Raw genomic sequence first — 21,851 nt, 5'->3', positions numbered from 1 at the left:
ACCCTTGTCTGTTAAGGTTTCGTTAGGGATTGTCCACCGGCTGGATTGGTCGTTTCGACATCCCCGTTAAGGATATGGCAGACGTGGATATCCGCTTTTGTTCCGCCGCCTCCGATCGAGTCATCCCCGTCATTCCACCGCCCTACCTGCCACTTCGAATCTTTTAATTCTTAATCTGATTAGGGATTGAGAGCGGGGGGCTGTGACCTTAATCCTCCGGGATGACCGATCAGACCCAGACTGCCGATCCGACACCCTTGGTGCTCCGGGCTCTCCGCGGGGAGACCCTGGAGCGTCCGCCGGTGTGGTTCATGCGCCAGGCCGGTAGGTATCTGCCGGAATATCGCAAGCTGAGGGCCGAGGCGCCCGACTTCATCGCCTTCTGTCTGAACCCCGACATGGCCGCCGAGGCGACGCTTCAGCCGATGCGCCGGTTCGGCTTCGATGCGGCGATCGTCTTCGCCGACATTTTGCTGATCCCGCGCGCCTTGGGCCAGGACGTTTGGTTCGAGACGGGGGAGGGGCCGCGTCTGGGCGAAATGCCGATTCCGGGTCGGATGGCCGAGCTTGCCCCGGCGGCGGGCGAGCATCTGTCGGCGGTGGGTGAGACCCTGTCGATCGTGCGCGCGGCCCTGGAGCCTGAACGCGCCCTGATCGGCTTCGCCGGCGCGCCCTGGACAGTGGCGACCTATATGCTGGACGGACAGGCGCGCACCATCGGCAAGGGCGAGCGCGCCCAGGCCCGCACCTACGCCTATGCCGATCCCGAGCGCGTCGACGAGACGCTGGAGGTTCTGGTCGAGGCCACGGCCCGATATCTGAAGATGCAGGCCGACGCCGGCGCCCAGGTTCTGAAGATCTTCGAGAGCTGGGCGGAGGGTCTGCCGGATGATCTGTTCGAAAGATTGGTCCTGAAGCCCCACCAGGCGCTGGTGAAGCGCACGCGGGAGCTGGGTGTCACTGTACCCCTGATCGGCTTCCCACGGGGCTCTGCGGCGCTCGCAGAGAAGTATGCCGAGGCGGTCGAGGTCGACGCCGTCGCCCTGGACACCGCCTGCCCGCTCGAGGTCGGCAAACGGGTGCAACAGATCAAGCCGATCCAGGGGGCGCTCGACCCGCTGTTGCTGCGCGCGGGCGGGGATTTGCTGGACCGACGCGTCGATCAGCTGATGGAGGCCTGGGGGCAGGGGCCTTGGCTGTTCAACCTCGGCCACGGCATCCTGCCGGATGTGCCGATCGACCATGTCGAACAGGTTTTGAGACGGATCGGCGCCCAATGAGCGACGCGACCCCCGGCCGCCGCATTGCGGTGGTGCTGTTCAATCTGGGCGGGCCGGACGATCAGGCTTCGGTCAAGCCGTTCCTGTTCAACCTGTTCAACGACCCGGCCATCATCGGCCTTCCGGGGATTTTCCGCACGCCTCTGGCCAAGCTGATCTCCAGCCGGCGCGAAACCAGCGCCCAGGCCAACTACGCCCTGATGGGCGGGGGATCGCCGCTGCTGCCCGAAACCCGTCGTCAGGCCGAGGCTTTGCAGGCGGTGCTTGGCGCGCGGCTTGGCGGCGATGAGGTCAAGGTCTTCATCGCCATGCGCTATTGGCATCCGTTGACCGAGGAGACGGCGGCCGAGGTCGCCGCCTTCGGACCCGACGAGGTCATCCTGCTGCCGCTCTATCCGCAGTTTTCGACCACGACGACGGAATCCTCGCTGAAGGCTTGGAACGCCGCCTATACCGGCCCGGGCGTCAGCCGCGCCGTCTGCTGCTATCCGGCCGCGACAGGCTGGGTCGAGGCCCAGGCCCAGGCGATCGGCGAGAAGCTAGATGAGGCGGTGGGCCAGCCGGTGCGGGTGCTGTTCTCCGCCCATGGCATCCCCGAGAAGCTGGTGACCGGCAAGGGCGATCCCTATCAGGAGCAGATCGAGACGACGGTCGCCGCCGTGGTCGCCGCCATCGCGGCGCAGCGCGGGCCGATCGACCACGCCATCTGCTACCAAAGCCGGGTTGGGCCGATGAAATGGCTGGGCCCGTCCACGCCTGAAGCCATAGAAGCCGCGGCCAAAGACGGCGTTGGGGTCGTCGTCACGCCTATCGCCTTTGTCTCGGAGCATATCGAGACCCTGGTCGAGCTGGATATCGAATACGGCGAACTGGCCCACGAAAAAGGGGCCAGTCCATATTTGCGGGCGCCGGCGGTCGGGATTGAGCCGCTGTTCATAGACGCCTTGGCCGATGCGGCCGTGGGCGCGCTATCCCACGCGGGCGTCGCGCCGTTCGGCCAGGGGTGCAAGGCGGACTGGAAGGCCTGTCCGCATCGCAAGGTAAGGCAGGCGGCATGAACCCCTATGATCTCGCACGCGGGCTGCACATTCTGGCGGTGATCGCCTGGATGGCGGGTCTTCTGTTCCTGCCTCGGCTCTACGCCTATGACGCCGAGCAGAACGCCAAGCCTGAACCGCTGAAAAGCGAAATGCAGACCCTGTTGCGCCTGTGGCAGACGCGGCTGCTGCGCATCATCCTGAACCCAGCGATGATCCTGGCCTGGGTGTTCGGCCTGTGGCTGATCCACATCGACGTATCGGCGCGCGGCGCCGCCTTCCTGGGCGAGCCGTGGATGGTCGCCAAGCTGGCGGGTGTCTTCCTGCTCAGCGGCTGGCATGGATTTCTGGCGGCCCAAAGGAAGAAGATTGCGGCCGGCACGTCGAAATATTCCGGCAAGTTCTGGCGCATGACGAACGAAGTGCCCTTCGTTCTAGCCATCGTCATGGTGCTGTCGGTGACGACGGAGTGGACGTTCCGATAAGCGGCTCCGCTTGACCTGACCCGCCGCCTGTGGTTCCGCTGGCGGCGAACCGTTCGGCGTCCTGCGCCGGCGGTCCCTCTCTTTCGTGACGCCTGCAGGCCTTGGAGCCAGCGGGAGCCCGTCGCACCTCCCTTCGGCCTTCCGGCCAGACATTTTCAGAGACCCGCGCCGCAGCCGTCTGGCCGTGTGCGCCCGCGAGCCTGCATCATGACCGACGTCCGCGACACCAATCCCGAGACCCCCGAGAACGAAGGCGTGGAGCTTGAAGCCCCCACCCATCACGGCGCGGCGCATGAAGCCGGCGAGGCGGCGGGCGCCGATTCCGGCGTGGACACGACGGCGGATGACGAAGAGGACGGCGAGCCCGTCGTCGCCAACGGCCGCATCACGCTCGCCGAACTGAACGAGAAGACCCCGGCCGACCTTGTCGCCTTCGCTGAACAGCTGGAGGTCGAGAACGCCTCGAACCTGCGCAAACAGGATCTGCTGTTCGCCATCCTGAAGGCCCTCGCTGACGAAGAAGTCGAGATCATCGCCGACGGCGTCCTGGAAATCCTGCCGGACGGCTTCGGCTTCCTGCGCAGCTCGGACGCCAACTATCTGCCGGGCCCGGACGACGTTTACGTCTCGCCGTCGCAAATCCGGCGCTTCGGCCTGCGCTCGGGCGACACCGTCCATGGGGCCGTGCGGGCCCCGCGGGAAGGCGAACGCTACTTCGCCCTGCTCAAGGTCGACACGATCAATCTGGAAGACCCCGAAGCGGTCAAGACCAAGGTCCTGTTCGACAACCTGACGCCGCTCTATCCCGAAGAGCGGCTGCACATGGAAATCCAGGATCCGACGTTGAAGGATCGCTCGGGCCGGGTCATCGATATCGTCGCGCCCTTGGGCAAGGGCCAACGCTGCCTGATCGTGGCGCCGCCGCGCGTCGGTAAGACGGTAATGCTGCAGAACATCGCAAAGTCGATCGAACGCAACCACCCGGAAGTCTTCCTGATCGTCCTGCTGATTGACGAACGCCCCGAAGAAGTGACGGACATGCAGCGAACGGTGAAGGGCGAGGTCGTCGCCTCCACCTTCGACGAGCCCGCCACCCGCCACGTCGCCGTCGCCGAAATGGTGATCGAGAAGGCCAAGCGTTTGGTCGAGCACAAGAAGGACGTAGTGATCCTGCTGGACTCCATCACGCGTTTGGGCCGCGCCTACAACGCCACCGTTCCCTCGTCGGGCAAGGTCCTGACGGGCGGTGTCGACGCCAACGCCCTGCAACGGCCCAAGCGCTTCTTCGGCGCGGCGCGTAACGTGGAGCAGGGCGGTTCTCTGACCATCATCGCTACGGCCCTGATCGACACCGGCAGCCGCATGGACGAAGTGATCTTCGAAGAGTTCAAGGGCACCGGCAACTCGGAAATCGTGCTGGACCGCAAGGTCGCCGACAAGCGCATCTTCCCCGCCATCGACGTGCTGAAATCCGGCACCCGCAAGGAAGACCTGATCACGCCGAAGGATCAGCTGGCCAAGACCTATGTCCTGCGCCGCATCCTGAATCCGATGGGACCGCAGGACGCGATCGAGTTCCTGCTCGACAAACTGCGTCAATCCAAGAACAACTCGGACTTCTTCCAGTCGATGAACACGTAATCCGTCTTCGGACGTTTCACGTGAAACAGGAGACCATGCGATGAAGGTCAATGTGGAAGTCGATTGCACGCCGGCGGAGGCGCGCGCATTCTTGGGTCTGCCGGACGTGACGCCGCTGAACGAGGCCATGGTCGCGGAGATGCAGAAGCGGATGGAGGCCAATGTCGCCGCCATGCAGCCCGAGGAATTGATGAAGACTTGGACCAGCTTCGGCCTGCAGGCCCAAGACCAGTTTCGACGCCTGATGGAAGCGGCGGTGAAGTGAGCATCCGCCCGCCCCGGAGCCGCTCGGTCTGAGTTGATGATCGATACCATCTTCGCCTTGGCGACGCCGCCTGGCCGAGGCGCCATTGCGGTTCTCCGTTTGTCGGGTCCTAGCGTCGAGGCCGCGTTGACGGCGCTGGGCGCAACACGTTTGAAGCCGCGCATCGCGTCGGTGCGTGACCTCAGCCATGCCGGCGAGCACATCGATCAGGCGTTGGTGCTGCGTTTTGTGGCGCCAAACAGCTACACGGGTGAGGACGCCGCAGAACTGCATCTGCATGGCGGTCGCGCGGTCGTTGAGGCCGCCAGCCGAGCCTTGATTACCCTAGGCTTGCGCCCGGCAGACCCCGGCGAGTTCACACGCCGCGCGTTCCAGAACGGCCGCATGGATCTGGCGCAAGCCGAGGCGGTCGCCGATCTGATCGACGCGGAAACCAGCGCCCAGGCCAAGCAGGCGTTGGGCCAGTTGGACGGCAAGCTCAGCGAAACCTATGCCGGTTTCCGCCGTGATCTTCTTCAAGCCCTGGCTCTGGTCGAGGCCGAGATCGATTTTCCCGATGAAGAGGTGCCGGACAACTTGGCCCGTACGGCGGGGCCGGTGCTGGACCGACTTGGAGCCGACCTGAGACGCGCGGTCGATACGGGGCGGCGTGGCGAACGGGTGAGGGACGGTTATCGCATTGTCCTGATCGGAGAGACGAACGCCGGCAAGTCATCGCTGTTCAATGCGCTGGTTGCGCGTGAGGCGGCCATCGTGACGCCGATCGCCGGCACCACGCGGGATGTGCTGGATGCCGATCTGGTGATCGGCGGCTATGCCGTGACTTTGTCGGATACGGCAGGCTTGAGAGACAGCGGCGACCCCGTCGAGGCCGAGGGCGTGCGCCGCGCCCGGCTTCGCGCCGAACAAGCCGACTTGCGTGTCTGGGTTCGCGCGCCGGGTGATCCGGACGGGGTGGCTGCGGCCTACTTCAACGATGGCGATCTGATCGTGGCGACCAAGTCCGACCTTGGCGCCCGGTCTGGGGGGGAAGATGGTTTTGAGACTTTAGCTGTCAGCACCGCGACCGGCGAGGGCCTGATCGAGCTTCGGGACTGGATTGCCGCCCGTCTTGCGAGAGATCTTTCCGGCGCCGACTTCCCTGCCGTGACGCAAGAGCGGCATCGGCTGCGTTTGCTTGAGGCGCTGGAAAGCGTTGATGCGGCGCGGGCGGCGCTCGATGTTGCGCCTGAAATGGCTGGCGACGATCTGAGACGGGCTGCCGACGCCTTGGCGCGCGTCACAGGTGCGATCGGTGTCGAGGAAATTCTGGGCGAAATCTTTTCGACTTTTTGCATCGGAAAGTAGGTCTAGCCATACCGCTGTTTCACGTGAAACGGAGGGGCATCGTAGTCTGACGAGCTTGGCCTGCCTCTGGCGATGACACCCGTTTTGCCCTATGTGGCGGCAATGATTTCTCACCCTGATCTCGTATTCGACGTCGTCGTCATTGGCGGCGGCCACGCCGGCTGTGAAGCGGCGGCGGCCTCCGCGCGGGCGGGCGCCCGCACCGTCTTGCTCACCCAGAAGTTGGAGACGATCGGCGAGATGTCGTGCAATCCGGCTATCGGGGGGCTGGGGAAGGGGCATCTCGTTCGCGAGATCGATGCCATGGACGGCGTGATGGGCCGGCTGGCCGATGTGTCAGGCATCCAATTCCGCCTCCTGAACCGGTCCAAGGGCGCCGCTGTTCGGGGCCCGCGCAGCCAGATCGACCGTCGCCTTTATCGCGAGGCCATGCAGGCCGAACTGAAGGGGACGCCCAACCTGACCCTGATGGCGGGGACGGCCGAGCGGCTTGTCCTAGAAGGCGACCGTGTGGTCGGCGTCGTGACCGGCGCGGGAGAGACGGTTCGCGCTGGGGCAGTCGTCCTGACGACCGGCACCTTTCTGAACGGCGTCATCCATCGCGGCGATGAACGCATCCCGGCGGGGCGGCATGGTGAGGAGCCCTCGACCGGTCTGGCCGCCGATCTTCATGCGGCCGACCTGATGATGGGGCGTTTGAAGACGGGCACGCCCGCACGCCTGGACGGTCGGACGATCGCCTGGGAACGTCTGGAAATGCAGCAGGCGGACGAGGAGCCGTCAGCTTTTTCCTTCCTGTCAGACCGGATCGATGTGCCCCAGATCGCCTGCGGTGTGACCCACACGACCGAAGATACCCATCGGATCATCGCGGAGAATCTTGGGGAGAGCGCCGTCTATGGCGGCAAGCTTTCGGGACGGGGGCCGCGTTACTGTCCGTCGATCGAAGACAAGGTCGTTCGGTTCGCCGACAAGACGAGCCATCAGATCTTCCTCGAGCCGGAAGGATTGGACGATCCGACGGTCTATCCGAACGGGATCTCCACCTCGGTGTCAGAGCCGACACAACTCGCCTTCCTTCGCACCATCCCGGGGTTGGAGGCGGTCGAGGTGTTTCGATACGGCTACGCCATTGAATACGACTACGTCGATCCGCGCGAGTTGACGGCGGCGCTAGAGGTGAAAAGGCGTCCCGGACTGTACTTGGCCGGTCAGATTAACGGCACCACGGGTTATGAGGAAGCGGCGGCGCAGGGGCTGATGGCGGGACTGAACGCCGCGCGTTCAGCGGCCGGCCAGGAGCCGGTGATCCTGGGGCGTGATCAGGCCTATATCGGCGTCATGATCGACGATCTGGTGACACGCGGTGTCACCGAACCGTACCGGATGTTCACCAGCCGGGCGGAATATCGGCTGACGCTGCGAGCGGATAACGCTGACCTTCGGCTCACACCCATTGCGACCACACTCGGCATTGTTGGCTATAAGCGGCGTATTCGGTTTGGAGCCAAGGCCCTGGCGCTTGCGGCAGCGAGTGCTGTTTCACGTGAAACACTGTTCACCCCCAACCAAGCCAGCGCACTCGGCATATCTGTAAATGCTGATGGTCGTCGACGGTCGATGCGCGAACTGTTGGCCTTCCCCGATGTGACTTTGGATCAATTCCTCTCGGCAGTGCCCGTCATTGCCGATTGGACCAATGAAGTCCGCGAGCAGGTCCAGATCGACGCGGCCTATGCCAACTATTTGGATCGCCAATCGCAGGATGCGGACGCTCTGAAGGTGGAGGAGGGGCTGATGCTTCCGACCGATCTCGACTACGGCGCCGTCGGCGGTCTGTCGAACGAGGTGAAGGAGAAGTTGGCTCGCGTGCAACCTCGGACCCTGGGCCAGGCTGGCCGGATCGAGGGCATGACGCCCGGCGCTTTGACGGCGCTGCTGGCCTATGTGAAGCGCGCGCCCAAGGCATCGGTCGCGGCCTGATGTTGGAGGCTGAACAAGAGACGTTCCGTGCACGCGCCAATGCGTCAGCGGAACAGATCGCCGACCTCGAAGCCTTTCGACTGCGATTGGTCGAGGCCAATGCGGTGATGAATCTAGTCGGCCCGGACAGTCTGCCAGACTTCTGGAACCGCCATGTCTGGGACAGTGCGCAACTGCTTGATCTGGTGCCGGACGCGAAGACCTGGGCGGATCTGGGGGCAGGGGCCGGCTTTCCCGGGCTAGTGCTTTCCACCATGCTGAAGGGGCGGGATGGGGCCCATGTCTGGCTGATCGATAGCCTGGCCAAGCGCTGCCGATTCCTTCAGGAGGTTGTGAATGCATTGTCATTGCCGGCGACGGTCATCGTCGGTCGGGCTGAGGCGCAGACTGTGACGTGTGACATCGTCACCGCCCGAGCCGTCGCGCCAATGGAGAAACTGCTGGGTTATGCACAGCCCTACTTCCAAAGGGGTGCACAAGGTCTGTTCCTGAAGGGGGAGCGTGCCGAATCCGAGTTGATCGAAGCGCGCAAATCCTGGCATTTCGAGGCTGAACTGGCCCCGTCGCAAAGCGACGTGCGCGGCCGCATCGTGACAATCCGGAGCCTCCGCCGTGCCCGCTCAACGCGCTAGAAAGCCCGCCCGCGTCCTCGCCGTGTCCAACCAGAAGGGCGGGGTCGGCAAGACGACGACAGCCATCAACCTCGGCACCGCCCTGGCCGCCATCGGGGAGCGCGTACTGATCGTGGATATGGACCCGCAGGGCAATGCCTCAACGGGTCTGGGTGTTCCACGTGAAACACGGCGGGTAACCATCTATGATGTCGTCGTTGACCAGCGCTCCATCGCGGATGCTTCGGTGCAGACGACTGTGCCGGGTTTGTGGATCGTCCCGGCCGACGCGGACATGTCGGGCGTTGAGATCGAACTGAGCCAAGCGGATCGCCGTTCCTATCGGCTGCGTGATGCTCTTCGCGCGCACGACGACGGCCCTACCGCGTATGATTACGTCCTGATCGACTGCCCGCCGTCGCTGAACCTGCTGACGCTGAATGCGATGGCGGCGGCGGACGCGGTGCTGGTGCCGTTGCAATGCGAGTTCTTCGCCTTGGAAGGTTTGAGCCAGCTGATGCGCACCATCGATATGGTCAAGCACAGCCTCAATCCATCGCTGGAAATCCAGGGCCTGGTCCTGACGATGTTCGATCGTCGTAGCGCCCTGTCGGGCCAGGTGGCCAACGACGTGCGCGCTCACTTTGGCGACAAGGTCTATGAGAGCGTGATCCCGCGTAACGTCCGCGTCGCCGAGGCGCCGTCGTTCGGCAAGCCGGCGCTGATCTATGACCTGAAGTGCGCGGGCAGCCAGGCCTATCTGCGGCTGGCCAAGGAAGTGGTGAAGCGCGAACGCCAGCGGCTGAAGCTGGCCGCGTGAGTTTATTAGAAACGGAACAATATCTTGGCTGAACGACAAAGAGGTCTGGGCCGCGGCCTGTCGGCGTTGATGGGGCAGGACGCCGAGGCGCCGGTCGCATCTGACGCCCCTGTGCCCGCCGGCGTGCAACGCGTGCCGATCGAAAGCCTGAAGCCCAATCCGGACCAGCCGCGCAAGACCTTCCGCCAGGAGGATCTGGAGGAACTGACCGCGTCGATCCGCGACAAGGGGGTTCTGCAGCCAATTTTGGTGCGGACCCAACCGGGTGAGGAGGGCGTCTGGCAGATTATCGCCGGCGAGCGCCGCTGGCGCGCGTCACAGGCGGCGCGCCTGACCGAGGTGCCGATCGTGGTCCACGAGATGGACGACGTCGAGGTGTTTGAGGTCGCGATCGTCGAGAATGTCCAACGCGCAGATCTGAATCCGCTGGAGGAGGCCGAGGCTTATCGCGTGTTGATGGAGCGGTTCGGCCGGACGCAGGATGCGGTGGCAGGCGTCGTGGGCAAGAGTCGCAGCCATGTGGCCAACACCATGCGCCTGCTGCAACTGCCCGAGCGGGTGCTGTTCTATGTGCGCGAAGGCAAGCTGTCCGCGGGTCACGCCCGAGCCCTGATCAATACGCCCGATCCGGGCCAGTTGGCGGACATCGCCTTCGTGGATTGTCTCAGCGTCCGTGAGACAGAGGCCCTGGCGCGCCGTGCGGTCGAGGGGCCGAAGCCGACGAAGACCAAGTCGGCGTCGGCGGCCGTCGGCGGGGAAGGGGCGGCCGATGTCGCCGCCCTGCAGCAGGATCTGGCCGATGCGCTGGGCCTGAAAGTGCAGTTGTCGGACAAGGGCGGAAAGGGCGAACTGACGATCGGCTACGGCTCGCTGGAGCAGCTCGACGACCTGTGCCGCCGTTTGATGCGCGGCTGAGCGCTAGACTGTGCTAGTGTGTCGATATGACTGAAGACACGACACCCACAGCCGCCGACAAGCTGAAACAGGCGCTCGCCGCCAAGAAGGCCAAGGCGGGTCATGGATTCAACGCCCAACCGGGCGCCAAGGCCGAAGAGAAAGCTGTGTCGGCGCGCAATGTCGCCATGGCCCAGCCCGCCTTCCGCAAGGCGTCCAAGCGCGGCTAGGGCTACAGCCCCAGGCGTCTGGCGCGACCTGCGATTTCCAGCAGCAGGCGTTCGGCGATCAGTTGGTCCGGCATTCCGGTCGTCTTGGTGGCGACATCGGCCGTGTTGATGCTGTCCAAAACCTCGTCCAGGGCTTCCAGCCGCCAGGATCGCGCCTGACGCAGCATTTCCGCCTCCTGTTTCCAGAAGACGCCAGCGGCCTTGGCGGCCTCCTTGGCGTTCGCGCCGCTGGCTTGCAAGATATTGATCCGACGTAGCTTTCCGAGATGGATCGCCGCGGAGCGAACGGCGAGCACCGACGATTCGCCCTCGGCGAAGGCGCGCCTGAGCCCCGCCTGCGCCGGGCCGGGACGCGCGCCGAAAGCCTGAAGCGCCGCATCCGACAGGGAGGCGTCCGGCTCGACACCGAGATGATGCTCCAGCGCGTCCATATCCAGCGTCTTGCCGGAGCCGGGGCCGATGAAGAGGGCCAGGCGCTCGATCTCCTGCCGCATCAAGCCCCGCTCGCGCGGCAGGCGCGCGACGAAACGGTCCAGGGCGTCGGACGTCAGGCCCACCTTGTCGGCGGCCAGGGCTTCACGGACCATGCGGGCGACATCGCCGGTCTCGTCCTCGTAGCAGACGATGCCGACCGCGCCGTTTTCCTTCTCGGCCGCCTTTCTGAGCGCGGATTCGCGGCCCAGCTGGTCGACCTCAACCACCATCATGGCGTCGGGATTGTAGCCGCCGTCGGCGTGGATCTTCAGCGCGGCGGCGACAGCCTTGTCCACGCCGGGCTTAAGCGTCGACAGACGGATGCGCACCAGACGACGGCCGCCCATCAGGGACATGGCCGTCAGCGCTTCTTCCAGCTTCGTTTCATCGCCATCGATGTCGCTGTCGGTCAGGACGGTGACATTGAAGGGGTCGTTCAGGTCGGGCGTGACCGTCTTGCACAATACCTCGGCCCGCTCGGCGACGCCTGACCGGTCCTTGCCGTGGATCACCGCCGCCCGGATCGCCGGATCGGGCGCCTTCAGAAAGCGATCGATCTCAGGGCGTTTGGCCAGGATCACGGGTTCGACATCGCCTGCATCAGATCCAGTCGGATCAGGCGAGCCAGTTCGGCTGCGGCGCGCTCCTCTCCGTCCTGCTGGGCGGCGATGGCGGCATAGGGCTGGTCGGCGGTGGCGTAGGTCGTGGTGACCGTTTCCGTGCCGCTGACGGGCGTTCCTCCGCTGGCCGGGGTCAGGATCCAGGTCGCCTTGACCGTCAGTTCATAGCGGGTGGCGGTGTCGTCAATGCGGCGACCCAGCGAGCGGCGGTTCTGCTGGACCTCGGTCGTCAGGCGATACAGCGGCGTCGCGCCGCGATCCCAGGCGAGGACGTCTTCCAGCTGCTCGCGCAGGCGATAGCCCAGGCGGTCGTCCTGGGTCGTGACGGCGATCCGGCGCAGGGATGAACCCACGGCAGGCTCGGCATACATGGGCGTGAAGCCGCAGGCGGAAACCGTGAGAGACGCGAGAACCGCGAGAGCCGCCGCAATACGCATCAGCCGGCCACCAGATTGACGATGCGGTCCTTGACCACGACGATCTTCTTCACGCTCAGACCCTCCAGCCGCGCCTTGACCGTTTCGTCGGCCAGGACCAGGGCTTCGACCTCGGACGGCTCCATGCCGCGCGGCACGCGGATTTCCGCGCGACGCTTGCCGTTGATCTGGATGGGCAGGACCACCTCGTCGTCGGCCGCGAGCGCAGCGTCCCACACGGGCCACGGCGCGTCCAGAACCATCCCGTCTTCCCCCAGCCGCGTCCAGGCTTCTTCGGCCAGGTGCGGGGTGAAGGGGGCGATCAGACGGGCCAGCGCCGAAAGTGCCTGACGCTTGGCGTCGCCGCCGGCCTGGGCATTGTCGCGAATGGTGGAGACGAAGGCATAGAGCTTGGCGATGGCCGAGTTGAAGCGGAAACCTTCGACCCCTTCGGACACGGCCTTGATGGCCTTGTGCGTTTCGCGCAGCAGCTCGGCGTTGGCCTTGTCCTCGCCCGCGAAACCGGCGTCATAGGTGTCGAACAGGGTCCAGGCGCGCTGGACGAAGCGACTGGCGCCCTCCACGCCGCCAGGGGTCCACTGCACGTCCCGCTCGGGCGGGCTGTCGGACAGGACGAACAGGCGACCGGCGTCCACGCCGTGGCTTTCCAGGATTTCGGCCGGCGCGACGACGTTCTTCTTGGACTTCGACATCTTTTCGATGTCGCCGATGACCAGGATTTCGCCGGTCGAAAGCTGGCGGGCCGAGCGGACGCCGTTGTCGTTCTTCAGCTCCACGTCGGTCGGCTCGACCCAGGCGCCGTCGGCCCGGCGATAGGTCTCGTGGACCACCATGCCTTGGGTGAACAGGCCGGCGAACGGCTCCTTCACCGACAACATGCCGGCGTCAGACAGGGCGCGGGTGATGAAGCGAGCGTACAGCAGGTGCAGGACCGCGTGCTCGACCCCGCCGATATATTGATCGACAGCCAGCCAACGGTCGGCGGCGGCTTTGTCGATCGGCGCCTCGGCCGTCGGGTCGGTGAACCGCGCGAAATACCAGCTGGAATCGACGAAGGTGTCGAGCGTGTCGGTCTCGCGCGTCGCGTCGACGCCGCACGACGGGCATTTGACGTGCTTCCAGGTCGCGTGACGCGCCAAGGGATTGCCGGGCACGTCGAAGGTCACATCATCAGGCAGGACCACCGGCAACTGATCGGCGGGAACCTCTACGACACCGCAGGACGGGCAGTGGATGATCGGGATCGGGCAGCCCCAATACCGCTGGCGCGAAACACCCCAGTCGCGCAGGCGATAGATGGTTTCGGCGCGGCCCTGGCCGGCGGCCTCGACCTTGGCGATCGCGGCGGCCTTGGCGGCCTCGACGTCCATGCCGTTCAGGAAGTCGGAGTTGAAGATGCGGCCGGGGCCGACGTAGGCCTCGGTTCCGATTTCGACTGTCTCGGCGTCGTCGGGTTTGACCACCGGCGTCACCGGCAGATCGTATTTGCGGGCGAAGTCGAGGTCGCGTTGGTCATGGGCCGGGCAGCCGAAGATCGCGCCCGAACCATAGGTCGACAGCACGAAGTTGGCGGCCCAGACGGGCAGGGTCTTGTCCGGATCGAAGGGATGGCGGACGCGAACGCCCAGATCCACGCCCAGCTTCTCAGCCTTTTCGATCTCGGCTTCGCTGGTACCGGTCTGAGCGCAAGACTTGATGAAGTCCGCCACGTCCGGCCGGTGTTCGGCGATGGCCTTGGTCAGGGGATGGTCGGGGGCGAGGGCCAGGAAGCTGGCGCCGAACAGGGTGTCGGGGCGGGTGGTGTAGACCTCGATCGGATCGCGGGCGTGGTTGGGTTCGCCCTCGGGGGAGGCGGGCAGGAAGGCCGGCGCCTCGGCGATGTCCCACCACAGGGTCGCGCCCTTGGACTTGCCGATCCAGTTCTCCTGCATCAGCCGGACCTTTTCGGGCCAGCGGTCCAAGGTCTTCAGGCCGTCGATCAGGTCGTCGGCATAGTCGGTGATGCGAAGGAACCACTGGTTCAGCTTGCGCTTCTCGACCAGGGCGCCCGAGCGCCAACCGCGTCCATCGATCACCTGTTCGTTGGCCAAGACCGTGTTGTCGACCGGATCCCAGTTGACCACCGCATCCTTGCGATAGACCAGACCGCGCCGATACAGCTCCAGGAACCAGGCCTGCTGCTTGCCATAGTATTCCGGGTCGCAGGTGGCGAACTCACGCGACCAGTCCAGCGAAAGGCCCAGCAGCTTCAGCTGTTCGCGCATATTGGCGATGTTGGAATAGGTCCAACCCTTGGGATGGATGCCGCGCTCCATGGCCGCGTTCTCGGCCGGCATGCCGAAGGCGTCCCAGCCCATCGGGTGCAGAACGTCGTAACCTTGCGCGCGCTTGGACCGCGCCACCACGTCGCCCATCACATAGTTGCGGGCGTGACCCATGTGGATGTTGCCCGACGGATAGGGGAACATCTCAAGCACATAGTATTTCGGCCGGCCGGTGTCCTTCGTGACGAAGGAGGAAGCCTCGGCCCATCGGGCCTGCTGGCGGGGTTCGGCGGTCTTGGGTTCGTAACGGGCCACGGTCGTCCTGAAAGTCGAAAGGGCGCTGACGCCCTCCCGGCTCAACTAGCCCGAAGGACGACAGCGCCCAAGAAGTAATACGTTTCGTCGTTCCCAGAAGGTCCGACGAAACTAAACCAGTCGGCGCTCAAGCAGCCGAAAGGCGGTAGCGCCAAAATAATGCGAGCGCCGGCTTTAACCGGCGTTCGACAGGTTCAGCTGGCGCGCCTTGGTCAGGATGGCGTTTTCCAGATCGGCCTCGGTCTGGGCGGCGACCGGGGCGGCGGTCCACTGACCATCGGCGCCCTTCACTTCCTTGGTCACCGTGACGTTCAGCGCGTCGGCGCGCAGACGGGTGTCCAGGATGAAGACGGTCGCCTTGAAGCGCTCGTTCGGCGTCTGGGGGTTGATGTACCAGTCATAGTTGATGACGCCGCCCCACGGATCGGCGGTCAGCAGCGGCATGAAGCTGAGGGTGTCGAGCGAGGCGCGCCACAGGAAGGCGTTGACGCCGATGCCCTGTTGCACGTTCGTCTTGGGCGCAGACTTCTTGCCGCCGACGAAGGGAATGCTCGAGCAGGCCGACAGGGAGGCGCCCAGGGCCACGCCCGAGACCAGCACGACCGCGACGTTCCGAACCAGGGCCTTGTTGAGGCTCATCAAGAGAAGTCTCCGTAAACTCAGGGACGTGAGAGCCCTCGCCCGCACGCGCGCACGGCATGGGGAATGCCGACTGCCAGGCTCTATAACACGGCGAAAAGGGGCGATGACAAGGCGAAGTCGGTTCCCGTCGCCTCGCGCGTCGCGGTGTTTTGTGAAGGGCCTGTGAGATTTCGCCGGAATCCGCCCGAATCCCGTGACGCTTGAGACACATACGCCGACAACAATGCGCGGGAACCTTGTTATCGCCGGCTCATTGCGTTGACCGCGCAGACGCCCGGTGTCTAATCGCGGGGCTCACGACCATATAAGGTCGGTTCAGGGTTGAAATGCCGCCTCATGGCGGGGTTCGAAGGATTTGGTATGCGGTTCGGTGGTTTCCTGGCTGTGATGATGGCGACGACGGCGATGGCCGCGTCGACGTCGGCGCTCGCCCAAAGCACATCCACCGTTTCCCTTTCGGAGGCCCAGGCGGCGCAGCGCAATGCGCCGGCGCCGCAGCGTCGCGGTCTGCGCCTCAACGATCGTGGCCGCTGGGGTCTGGATTTCAACCTGAATCAGCCCGTGGGTCGCGAGACCGACTGGGGTGATGTCGAGGCCGGCGCCTATTACCGCCTGAACGACCGTCTGCGTGTCGGCGCCGCTGCGGCCGTCAGCACGCCGGAAGCCGATCCGGCCCGCGCGCCCGAAACCAACGGCCGGGCCCAGCCCCGCGTCCGTCTGGAAACAATCTTCAAATTCTGATCTCGACCGGTCAGCGAAACGCTGACTGGATCGCATTCACCGCCGCCAGGCCGCATGCGCCCGTGTGTGCGAGCGTTGCGGCGTTCTCTGGCGTGACGCCGCCCAGCGCATAAACCGGGAGGCTGGCGGCTTTGACATGCCGTTCGAATGCCGCGACGCCCAGGGCGAGTTTGCCGGCGGACGCGCCGCCCGCCGGAAACACCGGCGACAGGATCAGGGCATTCAGATCTTCGGGCGGTGGGGATAGGCCGTGCCAGGCCGCCGTCAGAATCCAGCCGGGTCGATCCGAGCGAATGCGCGCGGCCTGCTCTACAGCACGTTCGGGCAGGTGGAGCCCGTCGGCGTCGATCACCTCGGCCAGATCGGGGGCCAGCCCGACCAGTAGTTTCACGCGCCGATCGGCCGTCGCTTCCCGAAGCCGATGCCCCGTCTCGACGGCATTGGAGGCGCCAAAGGCGCGATAGACCACGGCCGAGCCGGCGGGCAGGCGCGCCGCCGTCTCCCACGGTCGGGGCGTGCGATCCGGGTCGGTGAAGAACAGCATCGGCGGCAACGCTGCGGCGGCCGGGCTGACAGCGGCGGCGGCGCGGTTTAGAGCGGTCGCGGCGTTCCAGAGCGCGCGCGCATCGTCGCTGTAACCGGCCGGCAGGATCATGACCTCTTCTTCCTCCGCTTTTTCCGCCCCGTCCATCGCCGAAAGGGTCGCCGAGGTGCGGGCGCGCATCGACGCCGCCTGCCATGCGACCGGTCGGGATCCAGCGGACGTGACCCTGACCGCCGTGTCCAAGACGCAAGCCCCCGAGGCTATCGACGCCATCCTTGCGTCGGGTCAGCGGATCTTCGGCGAAAACCGGGTGCAGGAGGCGCAGGGCCGGTGGGCTGATCGTCGCGAAGCCTTGCCGGGCCTGGAGTTGCGGCTGATCGGCCCCTTGCAGACCAACAAGGCCGAGGATGCGGTCGCCCTGTTCGATGTGATCGAAACCCTGGACCGTGAAAAACTGGCGCGCGCCCTGGCGCAGGCGGGCGAAAAGCGCGGCCGATCGCCGCGCGTCCTGGTCCAGGTCAACACCGGCGCGGAGCCCCAGAAGGCCGGCGTCCTGCCCGATGCCGCCGACGCCCTGATTGCGGCGGCGCGCGACACCTATGGGCTGACGGTCGAGGGTCTGATGTGCATTCCCCCGGCGGATCAGGATGCAGGGCCACATTTTCAGATGTTGCGGGCCATGGCCGAACGCAACGGTGTATTGGTCCTTTCGATGGGCATGAGCGGCGACTACGAGACCGCCATACGGTGCGGCGCGACGCACGTCAGGGTCGGAACGGCCTTGTTCGGGGAACGAAATCGACCCGAAACGCCCTCTAGCTCGTAACCCGATGTGAATATTCGCACCCCCAAGCCTTGGCGCGGGGGCCAAGCCTCGCCATTGTCTGTCCCATGCCTACGCCCAAGACCATTCTGATCATTGACGACGACGACGACCTGCGCGAGGCCCTGGCCGAGCAGCTGAACCTGCATGAGGAGTTCAAGACCCAGCAGGCCGCGACCGCGACCGATGGCGTCCGGATGGGGCGCGAGATCCGCGCCGATCTGATCCTGCTGGACGTCGATCTGCCCGACATGGATGGCCGCGAGGCCTGTCGCCTGTTGCGCAAGGACGGGGTTTCGACACCGGTCATCATGCTGACGGCGCAATCGGCGGACGCCGACGCCATCCTGGGCCTGGACGCCGGAGCCAACGATTATGTCACCAAGCCCTTCCGGTTCGCCGTGCTGCTGGCGCGCATCCGCGCCCATCTACGCAGTCATGAACAGTCCGAGGACGCCGTCTTCACCATTGGCCCCTACGAGTTCCGGCCTGCCGCCAAGGTGCTGATGGACTCAAAGGGCAAGAAAGTGCGGTTGACCGAAAAGGAAACCAATATCCTGAAATACCTCTATCGCGCCGGGGCCAAGCCGGTGTCGCGCGAAGAGTTGCTGACCGAGGTCTGGGGCTACAACGCCGGGGTCACGACGCATACGCTGGAAACCCATATCTATCGCCTGCGCCAGAAGATCGAACCGGAACCGGGCCATGCGCGTCTGCTGCTGACCGACGCGGGCGGATACCGGCTGCAGCCTTAAGGGCTCAGTCGGCCGTCTTCGGGCGGATCGTGAACAGCGGCAGGAAGATGTGGACCAGCGGGCCGATGGTCAGGGCGTAGAGCACCGTGCCCACTCCGACCGACCCGCCCAAGAGCCAGCCGGCGGCGGTAACGGTCAGTTCGATGGCCGTCCGCACCCATTTCACCGGCCAGCCTGTACGCGCGACGATGCCGGTCATCAGGCCATCGCGGGGGCCGGGACCGAGGCCTGCGCCGATATAGGCCCCGCTGGCCACGCCGTTCAGGACGATGCCGGCGATGAGCAGGCCGGCCCGGAGCGGTAGGCCCAGGTCGGACGGAATCCAGCCTAGGCCGACGTTGGCGACCGTGCCGATGACCAGCACATTGGCGACGGTCCCGATCCCCGGCTTCTGGCGCAGGGGAATCCATAGCAGCAGCACGGCCATACCGATCAGATTGACCACCAGACCAAAGCTGATCCCGGCGGGTTTCGCGAACCGCTCGAACACCCCTTGGTTCAGTACGTCCCACGGATCCAGACCGAGATCGGCGCGAACGATCATAGCGATGGAGAGGCCGTAGAGGACGAGGCCGATGAACAGCTGGATCAGGCGACGGGTCATAAACCGATCAGATGCGCCAAACTGGCTATCGAAAACAGAGCCAGTTATGCCATTCTGGCCCCATGTCGTCGCGGTCGATCGGTCTTGTTTCTCTGACGCGCCACCTGGGCGCTTGGCGGTCGCCGGGTGCAGGCGCAGCCTACCGGCAGCTCGCAGGGGCGATACGACTGCTGATTCTGGATGGCCGACTGCCCTTGGCGGCGCGGTTACCGGGCGAGCGGGAACTGGCGCAGGCGCTGGGCTTGAGTCGAACGACCGTCTCGGCCGCCTACCGCCGCCTGCGGGATGACGGGTTCCTGACCGGCGGGCAGGGCGCCGCCGCACGCACCAGCCTGCCGACCGGACCGTCGCCGCGTCATGAGGCGACGCCAACGGACAAGGCCGGCCTGATCGACCTGACCGCCGCCGTCCTGCCGGCCGATGCCAATGTGCATGCGGTCTATGTGCGGGCGCTGGAGCGATTGCCGGCGAACCTGCCAGGACACGGTTATGAGACGTCGGGGCTGGAGGAACTGCGCGAAGCGGTGGCCGCGGGATACCGGCGGCGCGGCCTGGCGACCTCTTCGGGGCAGATATTGATCACGCATGGCGCGCACAACGGACTGGTCCATCTGCTGCGCCTGACAACGCGGCCAGGCGCGCCGGTGGTGTTCGACCATCCCACCTATCCGCAGGCGATCGACGCCATCCTGGCGGCGGGCGGTCGCGCCGTACCCGTCGCCTTGCCGGACGGCGAGGGCGAGGAGGGTTGGGACGTCGAGGGTCTGGTTGCGGCCTGCCGAAGCAGCAACGCGGCGATGGCCTATCTGGTGCTGGACCACAACAATCCGACCGGCCGGATGATGCGGGCGGCGGACCGGACGCGCTTGCTGGCGGGGCTCAAGGGGTCGGAGACCCTGCTGGTGCTGGACGAGACACTGGTCGAACTGACCTTGAGCGGACCGCCGGCGCTCAGCGCCTCGGCCGTCGATGCGCCGCGGATCGTCAGGCTGGGTTCGATGTCCAAGAGCGTCTGGGGCGGTTTGCGGATCGGCTGGATCCGCGCGGACCGGGCGGTGATCCAGCGCCTGGCCCAAAGTCGCGCCAGCTTCGATCTGGGTGTCCCGATCCTGGAGCAGCTGGCGGCGGTCGAACTTTTGAACGACGGCGGCAAGGCCCTGGCGGCGCGTCGGCCCCTCTTGCGCGCCCGGCGGGATCATCTGCGGGCGCGGCTCGCCGAAAAACTGCCTGAGTGGGTCTGTCCGCGCCCGGCTGGGGGACTGTCCCTATGGGCGCGGCTGCCGGGGCCGATCAGTTCCGCTTTGACGATCGCAGCCGAGGCCGAAGGCCTGCGCCTCGCCGCCGGTCCGCGATTCGGCGTCGACGGCGCCTTCGAACGCCGGCTGCGCCTGCCCTATACCTTGCCGGAAGATCAGCTGGACGAGGCGGTGGCCCGGCTAGGGCGCGCCGCCAGAAAGGTCGGCCGGGGGCGAAAGGCGGCGGGGTCGGTCAAGCCGGTCGCCGTCTATTGAGGATCACACGTCCAGATCGACCGTCACCGGCGCGTGGTCGCTGGGACGATCCCATTCGCGGACGTCGTCGTGGATGCGGGCGGTGTCCTTGACAACGGCGGGGGTCAGGCCGGGCGAGGTCCAGATGTGGTCCAGGCGCAGACCGCGATTCGATTTGCGGAAGTCGGCGGCGCGATAGCTCCACCAGCTGGCCAGTTTCTGGGGCTCGGGGAAGCGGTCGCGCAGCACATCGGCGAAACCGCCCGTCTCCTGAAGCCGGTTCAGGGTCTCCACCTCGATCGGCGTGTGGCTGACGATCTTGGACATATAGCGGTGGTTCCAGACATCGCCCTCTCCCGGTGCAATGTTGAAGTCGCCTGCCATGACCAGGGGGCGAGACTTGTCCTGCTTGGCCACGATCGCGGTCAGCTGCTCGTAGAAATCCATCTTGTGATCGAATTTGGGGTTCAGCACCCGGTCGGGAACGTCTCCGCCGGCGGGGATATAGAAGTTCTGCACGTCGATGCCGGACACGCGGGCCGAGACGCAGCGCGCATGACCCAGTTTGCACACCTGGAAGGTGTCGCTGTCCTCAAGCGGCAGGCGGCTGGCGATGGCGACGCCGTGCCAGCCCTTCTGGCCCGCCACGCGAAGGTGGGGCATGCCCATGTCCTCGAAGGCGCCGCGCGGGAACTGGTCCGTGGTGCATTTGATCTCCTGAAGCATCAGGACATCGGGCGCGCGTTCGGCGACGAAACGGGCGACCTGGTCGATGCGCAGGCGGACGGAGTTGATGTTCCAGGTGGCGAGGCGAAGGGTCATGCCCCCGTCTAGCAGGCGCGCCGCGTAAAAAAAGCCCGGCCGCGACGGGCCGGGCTCTGGGAGGTTCGTCTCTCTCGCCGCCGGGGAGGGGGATATTCCAGGGCGGTAGAACGGCCGCCGCCGCTCGTGTGCCCAAAGTGTCACTGACGAATATAAAAGTCAAATCGTCACAATTGCCCGCTTGTGCGTGCTCATTATGAAACAGTCTAAACGCGGATCAGTCTCGTGGCGTTTGCGCTTGCGGGGCCGTCGCCCATTCGCCGCGCCAGTCGTAGCTGAGCGTTACGCAGTGTCGATAGGCGCCGTCCGACCACCGACCCACCGCCTGCATCGTCAGGGGACGGGGCGCACGGACGCGACCCATGATCAGCCAGACCTCGTCGGCGCCGGGACACAGGGCGCGCGACAGGCCGCGGCCGTCGCCGTCCTGATCGATGGCATAGATGTCGTTTTCCTCGGCGCCCTGCGGCAGGACGCGTCGCGCGGCGTCCGGTCCGCCGCGCGTGAAGCCTGCCGTGCCGCGCGCGGTGGTGGAGAACAGACGCTCGACCTGCACAGCGCCGAACAGACCGCGCCGCACCTGCAAGGTGACGCCCTTGGTCAGCGCTTGGGTGATCCGGTCCGACGCATTATAGGCCAGGTAGCGAGTGTCCGCATGGGCGGGCGCCGCTGCCGAACCGACGACGATCAGGGCGAGAACGGTGGCGGTGATACGGCGCATACGTTT

Annotated in this window: 23 protein-coding genes; 15 read left to right on the top strand and 8 right to left on the bottom strand. The window is 65.6% G+C overall.

Going from position 1 to position 21,851, the window contains the following annotated elements; all coding sequences use genetic code 11:
* Positions 1-221: 221 nt before the first annotated feature.
* From hemE to GGC30_RS11480, 11 genes are all read left to right on the top strand, one after another.
* Positions 222-1,280: a uroporphyrinogen decarboxylase gene (hemE, locus tag GGC30_RS11530; RefSeq protein ID WP_153924210.1), complete on the top strand. Its 1,059-nt coding sequence runs from the start codon at positions 222-224 to the stop codon at positions 1,278-1,280.
* Positions 1,277-2,338: a ferrochelatase gene (hemH, locus tag GGC30_RS11525; protein WP_153924208.1), complete on the top strand. Its 1,062-nt coding sequence runs from the start codon at positions 1,277-1,279 to the stop codon at positions 2,336-2,338. The genes hemE and hemH overlap by 4 nt, the downstream gene beginning before the upstream one ends.
* Positions 2,335-2,802: a CopD family protein gene (locus GGC30_RS11520; RefSeq protein ID WP_153924199.1), complete on the top strand. Its 468-nt coding sequence runs from the start codon at positions 2,335-2,337 to the stop codon at positions 2,800-2,802. The genes hemH and GGC30_RS11520 overlap by 4 nt, the downstream gene beginning before the upstream one ends.
* Before the next feature lie 207 nt (positions 2,803-3,009).
* Positions 3,010-4,443, top strand: a complete 1,434-nt coding sequence (gene rho / locus GGC30_RS11515; protein WP_153924197.1) for a transcription termination factor Rho — start codon at positions 3,010-3,012, stop codon at positions 4,441-4,443.
* A 40-nt stretch (positions 4,444-4,483) separates the two neighbouring features.
* Entirely contained in the window at positions 4,484-4,708 is a 225-nt protein-coding gene (locus GGC30_RS11510) for a DUF6489 family protein (RefSeq protein ID WP_055755073.1), read from the top strand.
* A gap of 36 nt (positions 4,709-4,744) precedes the next feature.
* Complete coding sequence (mnmE, locus tag GGC30_RS11505) at positions 4,745-6,055, top strand: tRNA uridine-5-carboxymethylaminomethyl(34) synthesis GTPase MnmE (protein WP_153924195.1); 1,311 nt, start codon at positions 4,745-4,747, stop codon at positions 6,053-6,055.
* A gap of 102 nt (positions 6,056-6,157) precedes the next feature.
* Positions 6,158-8,038 (top strand): tRNA uridine-5-carboxymethylaminomethyl(34) synthesis enzyme MnmG, encoded by a 1,881-nt coding sequence (gene mnmG, locus GGC30_RS11500; protein ID WP_153924193.1) that lies wholly within the window; start codon positions 6,158-6,160, stop codon positions 8,036-8,038.
* Complete coding sequence (gene rsmG, locus GGC30_RS11495) at positions 8,038-8,670, top strand: 16S rRNA (guanine(527)-N(7))-methyltransferase RsmG (RefSeq protein WP_153924191.1); 633 nt, start codon at positions 8,038-8,040, stop codon at positions 8,668-8,670. Before mnmG ends, rsmG begins: the two co-directional genes overlap by 1 nt.
* Positions 8,651-9,469 carry a ParA family protein gene (locus tag GGC30_RS11490; protein ID WP_039246649.1) on the top strand — a complete coding sequence of 273 codons (819 nt, stop codon included), beginning with the start codon at positions 8,651-8,653 and terminating at the stop codon, positions 9,467-9,469. Before rsmG ends, GGC30_RS11490 begins: the two co-directional genes overlap by 20 nt.
* Positions 9,470-9,493: 24 nt before the next feature.
* Entirely contained in the window at positions 9,494-10,384 is an 891-nt protein-coding gene (locus GGC30_RS11485; protein ID WP_153924189.1) for a ParB/RepB/Spo0J family partition protein, read from the top strand.
* A gap of 26 nt (positions 10,385-10,410) precedes the next feature.
* Positions 10,411-10,593 (top strand): hypothetical protein, encoded by a 183-nt coding sequence (locus tag GGC30_RS11480; RefSeq protein WP_055755069.1) that lies wholly within the window; start codon positions 10,411-10,413, stop codon positions 10,591-10,593.
* Between the two features lie 2 nt (positions 10,594-10,595).
* Here GGC30_RS11480 and holA read toward each other — a convergent pair whose 3' ends face one another.
* From holA to GGC30_RS11460, 4 genes are all read right to left on the bottom strand, one after another.
* On the bottom strand, positions 10,596-11,648 hold the full coding sequence (holA, locus tag GGC30_RS11475) for a DNA polymerase III subunit delta (protein WP_370451965.1): 1,053 nt from the start codon (positions 11,646-11,648) through the stop codon (positions 10,596-10,598).
* A complete protein-coding gene (lptE, locus tag GGC30_RS11470) occupies positions 11,645-12,124 on the bottom strand; it encodes an LPS assembly lipoprotein LptE (protein WP_153924187.1) in 480 nt (159 codons plus the stop codon). The genes holA and lptE overlap by 4 nt, the downstream gene beginning before the upstream one ends.
* Complete coding sequence (gene leuS / locus GGC30_RS11465) at positions 12,124-14,703, bottom strand: leucine--tRNA ligase (RefSeq protein WP_370451964.1); 2,580 nt, start codon at positions 14,701-14,703, stop codon at positions 12,124-12,126. The genes lptE and leuS overlap by 1 nt, the downstream gene beginning before the upstream one ends.
* A gap of 174 nt (positions 14,704-14,877) precedes the next feature.
* Positions 14,878-15,342: a DUF3576 domain-containing protein gene (locus GGC30_RS11460; protein WP_017505409.1), complete on the bottom strand. Its 465-nt coding sequence runs from the start codon at positions 15,340-15,342 to the stop codon at positions 14,878-14,880.
* Positions 15,343-15,705: 363 nt separating this feature from the next.
* Between GGC30_RS11460 and GGC30_RS11455 the strand changes: the two genes are divergently transcribed.
* Positions 15,706-16,086: an NtrZ family periplasmic regulatory protein gene (locus GGC30_RS11455; protein WP_066627100.1), complete on the top strand. Its 381-nt coding sequence runs from the start codon at positions 15,706-15,708 to the stop codon at positions 16,084-16,086.
* A 10-nt stretch (positions 16,087-16,096) separates the two neighbouring features.
* On the opposite strand, the gene GGC30_RS11450 is transcribed toward GGC30_RS11455, so the two are convergent.
* The gene (locus GGC30_RS11450) at positions 16,097-16,741 is read right to left on the bottom strand and encodes a thiamine phosphate synthase (RefSeq protein WP_228763715.1); all 645 of its coding nucleotides are present in this window, start codon (positions 16,739-16,741) and stop codon (positions 16,097-16,099) included.
* Here GGC30_RS11450 and GGC30_RS11445 point away from each other — a divergent pair.
* Positions 16,740-17,456 (top strand): YggS family pyridoxal phosphate-dependent enzyme, encoded by a 717-nt coding sequence (locus GGC30_RS11445; RefSeq protein ID WP_153924181.1) that lies wholly within the window; start codon positions 16,740-16,742, stop codon positions 17,454-17,456. The genes GGC30_RS11450 and GGC30_RS11445 overlap by 2 nt on opposite strands.
* 65 nt (positions 17,457-17,521) lie before the next feature.
* Positions 17,522-18,208: a response regulator transcription factor gene (locus GGC30_RS11440; RefSeq protein ID WP_066627096.1), complete on the top strand. Its 687-nt coding sequence runs from the start codon at positions 17,522-17,524 to the stop codon at positions 18,206-18,208.
* A gap of 4 nt (positions 18,209-18,212) precedes the next feature.
* Here the strand turns inward: GGC30_RS11440 and GGC30_RS11435 are convergent, their stop codons facing one another.
* Positions 18,213-18,812, bottom strand: a complete 600-nt coding sequence (locus tag GGC30_RS11435; RefSeq protein WP_153924179.1) for a YitT family protein — start codon at positions 18,810-18,812, stop codon at positions 18,213-18,215.
* An 11-nt stretch (positions 18,813-18,823) separates the two neighbouring features.
* On the opposite strand from GGC30_RS11435, the gene GGC30_RS11430 reads away from it, so the two are divergent.
* Positions 18,824-20,323 (top strand): PLP-dependent aminotransferase family protein, encoded by a 1,500-nt coding sequence (locus GGC30_RS11430; RefSeq protein WP_370451963.1) that lies wholly within the window; start codon positions 18,824-18,826, stop codon positions 20,321-20,323.
* 3 nt (positions 20,324-20,326) lie between these two features.
* On the opposite strand, the gene GGC30_RS11425 is transcribed toward GGC30_RS11430, so the two are convergent.
* Both GGC30_RS11425 and GGC30_RS11420 read right to left on the bottom strand, forming a co-directional pair.
* Positions 20,327-21,124 (bottom strand): exodeoxyribonuclease III, encoded by a 798-nt coding sequence (locus tag GGC30_RS11425; RefSeq protein ID WP_153924171.1) that lies wholly within the window; start codon positions 21,122-21,124, stop codon positions 20,327-20,329.
* Between the two features lie 217 nt (positions 21,125-21,341).
* A complete protein-coding gene (locus GGC30_RS11420; RefSeq protein ID WP_153924169.1) occupies positions 21,342-21,845 on the bottom strand; it encodes a hypothetical protein in 504 nt (167 codons plus the stop codon).
* Positions 21,846-21,851: the final 6 nt, after the last annotated feature.

The organism is Brevundimonas sp. SPF441 (genome assembly GCF_009661015.1).
In the GTDB taxonomy this organism is placed as follows: Bacteria; Pseudomonadota; Alphaproteobacteria; order Caulobacterales; family Caulobacteraceae; genus Brevundimonas; species Brevundimonas vesicularis.
This window is presented reverse-complemented; position numbering and strand designations above follow the sequence as displayed.